The 8113-nt window shown below is 67.3% G+C and carries 6 protein-coding genes; 3 read left to right on the plus strand and 3 right to left on the minus strand.

Going from position 1 to position 8113, the window contains the following annotated elements; all coding sequences use genetic code 11:
• Positions 1-677 precede the first annotated feature (677 nt).
• Entirely contained in the window at positions 678-1172 is a 495-nt protein-coding gene (locus tag Y706_RS0112645; RefSeq protein ID WP_028276868.1) for an FBP domain-containing protein, read from the plus strand.
• Between the two features lie 38 nt (positions 1173-1210).
• Here the strand turns inward: Y706_RS0112645 and Y706_RS0112650 are convergent, their stop codons facing one another.
• Genes Y706_RS0112650 through Y706_RS0112660 form a run of 3 tightly spaced genes read right to left on the minus strand, consistent with a single transcriptional unit; the run spans position 1211 to position 7142 of the window.
• Positions 1211-4750 (minus strand): ATP-binding protein, encoded by a 3540-nt coding sequence (locus tag Y706_RS0112650; protein ID WP_028276869.1) that lies wholly within the window; start codon positions 4748-4750, stop codon positions 1211-1213.
• Positions 4747-5667: a DUF4194 domain-containing protein gene (locus Y706_RS0112655; RefSeq protein WP_028276870.1), complete on the minus strand. Its 921-nt coding sequence runs from the start codon at positions 5665-5667 to the stop codon at positions 4747-4749. Before Y706_RS0112655 ends, Y706_RS0112650 begins: the two co-directional genes overlap by 4 nt.
• A 2-nt stretch (positions 5668-5669) precedes the next feature.
• On the minus strand, positions 5670-7142 hold the full coding sequence (locus Y706_RS0112660; RefSeq protein ID WP_028276871.1) for a DUF3375 family protein: 1473 nt from the start codon (positions 7140-7142) through the stop codon (positions 5670-5672).
• Positions 7143-7306: 164 nt separating this feature from the next.
• Between Y706_RS0112660 and Y706_RS25295 the strand changes: the two genes are divergently transcribed.
• Entirely contained in the window at positions 7307-7687 is a 381-nt protein-coding gene (locus Y706_RS25295) for a PepSY domain-containing protein (RefSeq protein WP_043436102.1), read from the plus strand.
• A 204-nt stretch (positions 7688-7891) separates the two neighbouring features.
• On the plus strand, positions 7892-8113 hold a 222-nt coding region (locus Y706_RS29290), incomplete at its 3' end, for a hypothetical protein (protein ID WP_052355074.1).

The following is an 8113-nucleotide window of genomic DNA, read 5'->3' on the forward strand; positions in this document are numbered from 1 at the left end:
CCGCCGCCGTCGAGCCGGCAGGTCCGGTAGAGCAGGCAGTCAGGGTCAGCGCGACGGCGGCCAGAAGGGCTGCGGCCCGCCCTGCGCTCTTGCGGAGGCGGCGGCCGGCGGGGCGGCCGCCTGAACGGGTGAAAAGGGCGGAAGCCACGGAACTCCTTAGGTAAGTGATGCAAACCTAAGTAAGGCTAGCCTATCCTTTGTGTAAATAAGAAAGGTTTGAGTAACGTAATTGTTGCCCTTTGACGTGAACCGGAGCATCGATGCGCCCCGCGTTGCACCATTAAAGACGTTGCACCACTCAAAGCGTTGCACCACTAAATGCTCAGCCGCCGGGTGCGGAATGCGAACTGGACACGAATCCCGGGCTTTGCAAGGATGGGCTCGCCGGACAATCGGAACCGGTGATGAGTTGGGACGGGGGAAGTGAGCATGGACATCGCGACGATGACTGCTGCCACGGTTAGCGGGGTGGCCGCTGTGGCCTGCTACGCGCCCGCGCTCCTGCCAGCCCCGCCCGCACAGGCCCTTCCCGCGGAGTCCCGAACCAGCACGGACTAGTCCCGCGAGACGCCTTGCCCCACACCGGAGTCGCAGGCTGGCAGTCTTCTGCCCACAATCCGCCAGGCGCGCCGTGCGCCCGTCTGGCCGGAGCCATCCGATTTTCGAAAGTGTCCGTCATGCAAAAAATCACGGCGCAGCAGATCCGCTCGTCCTTCATCAACGCGAGCCGCTCAGAAGCCGCCAAACTCAATCTGCCCAAGAGCTTCGACACCCTGGATTGGGAGGCATTGGACTTCCTGGCCTGGCGGGACGCGAAGATGCCCCTCCGCGGCTATTTCGTGGTGCAGGGACCGAAGGGTCCAACCGGCATCATGCTCCGGGCCCCTGAAGGCGGGGCCAAGAAGAACCGTTCCGTGCTCTGCGAGCTGTGCCGGGACGTGTTCTCCAAGGACGACGTCCTGCTGTGGGTGGCCAAGCGCGCCGGGCAGTCCGGCCGCAACGGCAACACGCTGGGCACCCTGATCTGCGCCGATTTCCTGTGCTGCCGCAATGTCAGGGTGGAGCCTGCGGCCAACGAGATCAACCCGGACCCGGCCGCGGTCGTGCTGCGGCAGATCGAAGGGCTGGTGGCCCGCACAGCCCAGTTCGTGGAGCGCGTCCAAGGCAACTAGCCCCGACACAAGCAACGCTCCCAGGGAGAGGGGTGAGGTCAGCGCAGGACGATGTCCACGGGGTTTGCCTCGGAGCGCCAAGTGCCCTCCGTGCCCGGACGTGCGGCAATCACCGGAGCCGTCAGGACGCCGGAACGGTTGGTGCGCTTGTCCCGGAGGATCTCCGTCACCGAGCCGAGGTGCCGGGAGAGGTCGATGACGTTCTCCGGCGCGGCCAGCAGGAGCTGGAAGCCGAACTCATGCAGCGCCTTGATGCCCGCGCCGGCGAATTCCTCCGAGGCGAGCACGAACGCCTCGTCCATCATGACCGTGCCGTACGTGGTGAAGCCCTGCTCGGCGATGCCCAGCTGGTAGCTCAGCGCCGCCGCCATGATGAACGCCGTGAAGCGCTGCCGCTCGCCACCGGACATGGAGCCGGTGTCCGCGTGCATGTAGACCTCGGTCTTCTTCGCGCCCTTCGCCGCCCCCTTGGCACCGGCGCCCTTGGAACCGGCACCCTGGACTTCGCGGTGTTCCTTGCACTGGATGAACAGGTGGCCGCGGACGTCCAGCACTTCGGCCCGCCAACGGCGGTCCTCCGGGGTCTGCGAGCCGAGCCGCTTCACGAGCGTTTCGAGCGACTTGTAGCGGGTGGTGAGCTCGGCGTCGTCGTCCCCCTCCGCCCTGGACGCAGCGGCGGACGCAGCAGCGGACGCTGCAGTGACCGCCTTGCCGGGCCGGGTGTGCCGGACCTTGAGCGCGTTCTGGATGGCGTCCTTGAACTGCTTCGCCGTCGCCGGCAGCGTCTGCTTGATGTCGAGTTCCAGGAAGCTGCCCTCGTGGAAGTTGACCTCGGACAGGATCCCGTTCAGCGGCAGGATACGGCTCGTGATGGCACGGCGCTCCTCGTCGAGCAGGTGCAGCAGGGTGGAAAAAGATTCGTGCGTCCGCTGATTGAAGAACTGCCGGAACTCGGCCTCCTGGGCGGGCAGCCCGTCGCTGACAATCGCGTGGTAGCGGGATTCGAACTCCCCCGCGGCGCCGATCGAGGTGCCGTGGTCCGCGGAAATCGCCGAGCCCCACTCCCGGACGAAGCCCTCGAAAATGCGGGTGAGGCGCTCCGAGGTGGCCTGCCCGCGGGACTCGGCGACGTGCAGTTCGGCCAGGAGCCTGGTGCGGACCTGGTTGGCGAGGTTGTCGAGTTCGTGCATCTCCAGGACGTCACCGAAGCCGGTGAAGTACGGTTCCAGTGCGGCGACGCCGGCGTCCGACGGCGGTGCCTGCGCCAGCCGGGTGCGTGCGGCATCGAGCAGCGCACCAGCGGCGGTCATGCGCGCGTCGAGGGCCTTGTACTCGCTTTGCAGCACGGCCGCGGATTCGGTGCTGGACTGGTGCTTGTGCCGCGCGGCTTCGATGCTGGTGCGGAGCGGTTCGAGGTCGGCCTGTGCGGCGAGGGCGTCCTTGAGGCGCTGCTCGATCCGGGCGAGCTCCTCGCCGGCCACGGCGGCCGAGACCTGTTCCCAGGGCCGGTGGTCCTCGGCCACCCGGCGCAAGGCTTCAAGCTGCCGGGTCATGCCCTGGTGCGACTCTTCCCGGCTTTGCGCCAGCTCGGCGGCCTTGGCCAGCTCCTGCTGCAGGTCCTCAACCTGGGCCGCCACGAGTTCGAGCTTGGCGGCATTGTCGAACCCGAGGACGTAGTCCTGGCGGGACGTGAAGCGGTCATCCTTTTCCACCGTATGGCGGTTGCGCTTGACCACACCGCCCAGGCTCAGGCCCTTGTCCAGGCCGGCGAGCTCGTCCGGGTTTTCCACACACGGGTAGGCGAAGTCGAGCGCAATCCGTTCGCGGAGCCAGGCGCTGGACTGCGCAAGCGCCTGGGCGTGTGGCCCGGCGGGCAGCCCGGCATCGGTGAGGAAACTGAGCTTGGTCAGCAGGTCGCGATCGGCCACGTCCTCGACGGCCAGCGCACCGCCGGCCAGGGGCCGGGAGACGTCCACGGCACGCAGCGCCCCGCGCACGGAATGGTCGTTGAGGTAACGGGTGACTGCCGCGAAGTGCTCGCCCGGGACCAGCAGCGTGGTGGCCAGGCTCCGTAGCGCGCGCTCGGCAGCCGGGCGCCAGTGTTCCTGGCCCTCGGCAAGGTCGATCAGCTCGCCGCCGAAGGGCATCTGCTCCTCGGGCACGCCCGTGGCAGCGGCAATGGCGCTCCGGTTTTCAATGCTCGACGGCGGCAGCAACGATTTGCGCGTCTTCAGCGAGACGAGCTCCTGCTGGGCCGCGGCGAGTTCGCGCTTCCGGGTGGCGTGGCCATCAAAGGCCTCGAAGCGCAGTTCCTTGAGCGCTTCGGAATCGTCCTGGAGCTCAGCCGAGCGTGCCGCGGCGTGCTCGTGGGCCTGATCCCAGCCGGCGGCCGACCACTGCAGTTCCAGCCCGGCGTCGGTCAGCGCCTTGCGGGTCGATGCCTCGACTTCCTGCCGGAGCTTGAGCCCCACCCGGGCGTTCTCCAGGGACTGCTCGATCGCGGAAATCGCGTTACCGCCCTGGTTGTTGTACTCGCCCTCCAGCTGGCGCAGTTCCTTGGCGAAGCCGTCACGGACAGCGCGTTCGCCGGCCAGGTCCGTGGCCTTCGCCTGGGCCAGCTCCTTCAGCCGGGCCAGGGTCTTCTCGTGGACTGTGACCGCGAGCTGCTGCTTGTAGGCCTCGAATTCCTCACCTGTTAGGTCCCGCAGCCGGTTCGCGTCCAGCAGCGCCTGCGCGTATTCCTTGTTCAGCCCGGGGACGGGAGCCAGCTGGTCGCGCTGCTGCCGGACGTCCTCGAGGCGCTGCCGGATGGACATGAGGTTGCTGAATTCCTCGACGACGTCATCCGCCGCGGCCAGCGTAGCAGGGGCATCGAGGACCTGGTCGCGGAAGAAGGTGTTGACGCTGCCGCCGAGTCCCTTGCCGGCCTGGATGACGCGCAGCAGCGGAAGGGCCTGATCCGAATTGATGCCGAGGAGGCGGCGGAATCGTTCGGCGAAGGCCTTGTGGACGTCGAAGATCTGGGCGTCCGGGAAGATCGCGTCCAGCGCCGACTTGGTGAACCGCTTCTCCGCGATGCCCTCGATCGCCGCGAGGTCCAGCGGCTTGTTATCGATCACGTAGTAGCGGCCGACGCTGGATTCCGTGCCGTTCTTGGGCAGGTCGAAAAGCGCCGAAACCGTCACCCGCGTGCCGGCCGCGTTGTCGAACGTCAGCGCGACGGCGGACCAGGTCGCGCCGGGGCGCTGGAACGCACTCGCCGAGCCCTCCCCCACGGCCTTGTCGCCTACCTTGCCGCGCATGTACGTGAACGTGGTGCGCTTGTCCTCGACGGCGCCGCCTGCCCGCTGTGCCGCCGCTTCGTTGGAGCGGGGACGGGCGTCGAAGACCCGAAGCATGGCATCGAACAGCGTGGACTTTCCGACGCCCGAATTGCCGGTCAGCAGTGTGCCGTTGCGGTCCACGTGCATCGTGTGGGCGCCATGGAATGTGCCCCAGTTGACCACCTGGACCAGGGCCAGGCGCATCTGGCCGGGGTTGGTAAGCTCGCCCATCGGGAGCATGGTTGCGATGCTCACTTGGTCTCCTCGGCTTCTTCAGTGTGGCTGGGTGACGACGACGGCGATGCCGCCCCCGCCCCTGCGCCGCCGTCGTCGTCCGGGTCGTCCTCCGCGTTTGCCGAGGTGTCTGTGTCGAGTTCCAGGAGCGGTTCCGTTCCCGACTGGTCTGTGCTGGCTGCCACCAGGGCTTCGATTTGGGCCGGGATGTCGCCGATATTTTCGAACGGCAGGGCCAGCGGGAGGGCGTTGGAGATGGTGTAGACCTCGTCCAGGCCCGTGGCGAGCAGGAGTTGGCGGGCCAGGAGCTTGGTGATGGCGCGATTGACGACGTCGGCATCGCGCAGGGCGTCCTGCTGGCCGGTGGGCTGGTAGTGGGCGACGAGTTCGGCGATTTCCTCGCGCGTGATCGTCGGGTCCGTCTGGGCGGTGACGTGCCGGTCCAGGAGCAGGCGCAGGCGGAGCAGGACGATGGTCTCGACCCGGCTCAGGGCACGCTGCTGGCGCAGGATGCTGGAACGCGTACTGCCGCCGATTGCCTCGGGGTCAACCGGACGCAGGACGGCGACCTTGCGCTCGTGGTCCAGTTGCAGCGTCAGGAAGAGTTCGGAGAGGCGGCTGCGCAGGATCAGCTGGTTGTCCAGGAGCGTGGTCCACAGCTTTTCGTCGCGGCCGCCGTCGATGTAGGGGCCTTTGAGCAGCTTCACGAGCGCCTGCCGCACCTTCATGGGCAGCACGCCGGTGTCGCCCGGGAAGAGCGCGGCGCCGTCGACGAAGGTGTCCCGGGGGGTGACGGTGAAGGGGTCGCTCCGGACGTGGGCGCCATCGCTGTCCGCGGGCGCAGACTCGGGCGCGGACTGCAGGTCCGCCGCCGCGGTGTCTGTCTGGGTCTCGGTCGCGGTCTCGGTCACAGTCTCGGTCACAGTCTCTTCAGTCATAGTCAATCCTTCGCGAGCGTGACGACGGGCAGGTAAGCGGTGCGGGTGGTGCCGTCGATTTGTTCGAATTCGATGGGTCCCCAGGTCCCCCGGTCGAAGCCGGCGCCTTCGTGGAGGGTCTGCGACAACAGGGCCCGGATGGAGTTGATGTGGCGTTCCTCTGCCGGCAGCTGCGCCCAGGCCTCGGTGAGGGTTGAGGCCCCCGCGAGCGCGGCGCGTATGGCCTCCGGCTTGGCCTTGGCGGTCCGGGGCGAGCGCGCCCGGTCCGAGTCGGAGAACGCGATGGGGTCGGCCAGCTTGGGTGGAGCCGCGAATTCGTCAGGGTCGAAGAGCTTGACCATGGCCAGGGACTCGAAACCGGCGCTGAACAGCACCGGGCCGCGGACAAGGCCGGGCCGTTCGCGCTCGTACGGCAGGGTGCGGATCGCCTGCTCAGCCTCGCGCAGGACCTTCCGGAGCCGGACCGACTGCCGGAAGTCGTCACTTTGGACGTAGGTGTTGAGGCTCTCGCTGAGCTTGCCGTAGATCCGCTGGATCTGGCTGTGCTGGGTGCGGAGTTCGGCCACAAGGTTCTTGAGCGTCTCGCGTTCATCGTGGCTGAGCTCGTCCGCGAACTGCCGGCTCAGGACTTCGCCGATCGCCGACCGGAAGCGCAGCTGCTGTTGCGGGTCCTCCAGGAACGCGGTGAAGGAGCGGAACGTCCGGCCTTCGGGGCTCTGCCGCAGCCGCTTGTCGGCCTCGAGCACCTGGGCCATGGTGGCGCCCTTGCTGAGCGATTCCTCGATGATCTGGTTGCGCAGCTCCCCCACGAGCTCTTCGATCCGGTCACGCATCTTCTTGTAGTCCGCGGGCAGGCTGGCCGCGAGATCGAGGATGTTGCCTGCCGCCTCCACGGCCTCGTCGTCGTCGAGCAGCCCGTCGAAATCGCCGGAACTGATGTCTTCCATCAGCTGGCGGCGCTCGTCGATCTCCTCCTCGAGGGATTCAATGCGTGCGCTCTGGTCCGGGTTGGTCTCGTTGGCGAGCTTCTCGACGTCGCCCAGCAGTGTGCCGAGCCGGGAGCCGTTCAGCGTGGACCGCTCACTGGAGAGGCTGTCCAGGAAAGCAAGGACGCGGGCGGCAGGCTCCGTGACTTCGTAAACGATCTGGCCCGACTGGTTCCGGCGGGTCAGGAAGTTCTTGCGGGTCCATTCGTCCGCGTATTTCTTTCCGGAAAGTGTGCCGTTGGCCGAGCCGCTGTGCTGCTCTCCCGTGCCGGGGGCCTGCCGGCGGAGCTGCTCGAGGAAGGCGTCGACGTCGGCGTGGAACTGTTCCAGCGGCAGCTGCGCGCGCGTGCGGGTGAAGGAGGCCTGGAGCACGGCGATCACCCAAGGCGCCGAACGCGTCAGCGCCCAGGCAGGTCCCTTGGTAAGGAGCTCAAGGTCCCGGAGCCGGGCGCTGATGGCGTCGGCTGATGACACGGCGGAACGGGACACGCGCTCTCCTTCGGCTGCCAGGGGATGTTTTGGGGTGGCGTTGCGGGGCAGCGGATTCGAAAAACTGCCAGCTACAAGGTTAACGCAGGGCCCCGTCCGCATTTATCGTTGTCTGCTCCCCTATGTCGGCGCACACTGGAATGACCAGCCGAAGGGAGACGATCATGCGCAAGAGAACGATCTGGATCACGGGGGCGGCCTCTGCAGCGGTGGTGCTGGGGGGAGCGTCGATTGCGGTCGGGGCCACCCAGGCCAGGGATGTCTGGTCCGGAAGTGCGGGCGCCCTCACCGCCAGGATCGGGAACTTTGAGATCGGTGACGATTCCGATGGACCGGCGCTCAGTGACGCCGACCGTGCCATGGCAACCCAGGCCGCGATGGCGAAGGTGGGCCAGGGCAGCGTCACCGAAGTGGAGCGGGATGACGACTCCGGCGCGGCCTACGAGGTCGAGGTACGCCTCAACGACGGGTCCCAGGTCGAAGTCGCCCTCGGCGCGGACTTCCAGGTCATGAGCCAGAGCGCCCCTGAACACGACGAAGACTGACACCGGGCAGCCTCCCGGCACTGACAAGCGGTGCGACCCCCGCGATCGGTGAGGGTGCCGCAACACCGCCGTGACCTACGCCCCGGTAGCATTTCGATCCCGTATCAAGAGGCCGCCAATGTCCAAAGGACCCTAGTTCAGCACGCCCACGGCACCCTACGCTCGGGCTACTGGTTCAACCGGAGCAATGGTGCAGGGGGAAGAATGCAGTTCGACCTAAGCGCAGTGGAAACCGGCACGATGGTGGTCATTGGAACCCTCGTGTTTGCCGTGATCATCGGCGCCTTCATGATGGTGTCCGCGTTCGCGGCCATGGTTTTGGTCGGTGTCGGCCGGCTCGCCTGGTACCTCGTGGCCGGCGCGCTGGTGGGCCTGGTCCACGGCATCAACCACGGTTGGGACCGGCTGGTCCACCACGCCTCAACG

This window comes from Arthrobacter sp. I3, assembly GCF_000520575.1.
Classification (GTDB): Bacteria; Actinomycetota; Actinomycetes; order Actinomycetales; family Micrococcaceae; genus Arthrobacter; species Arthrobacter humicola_A.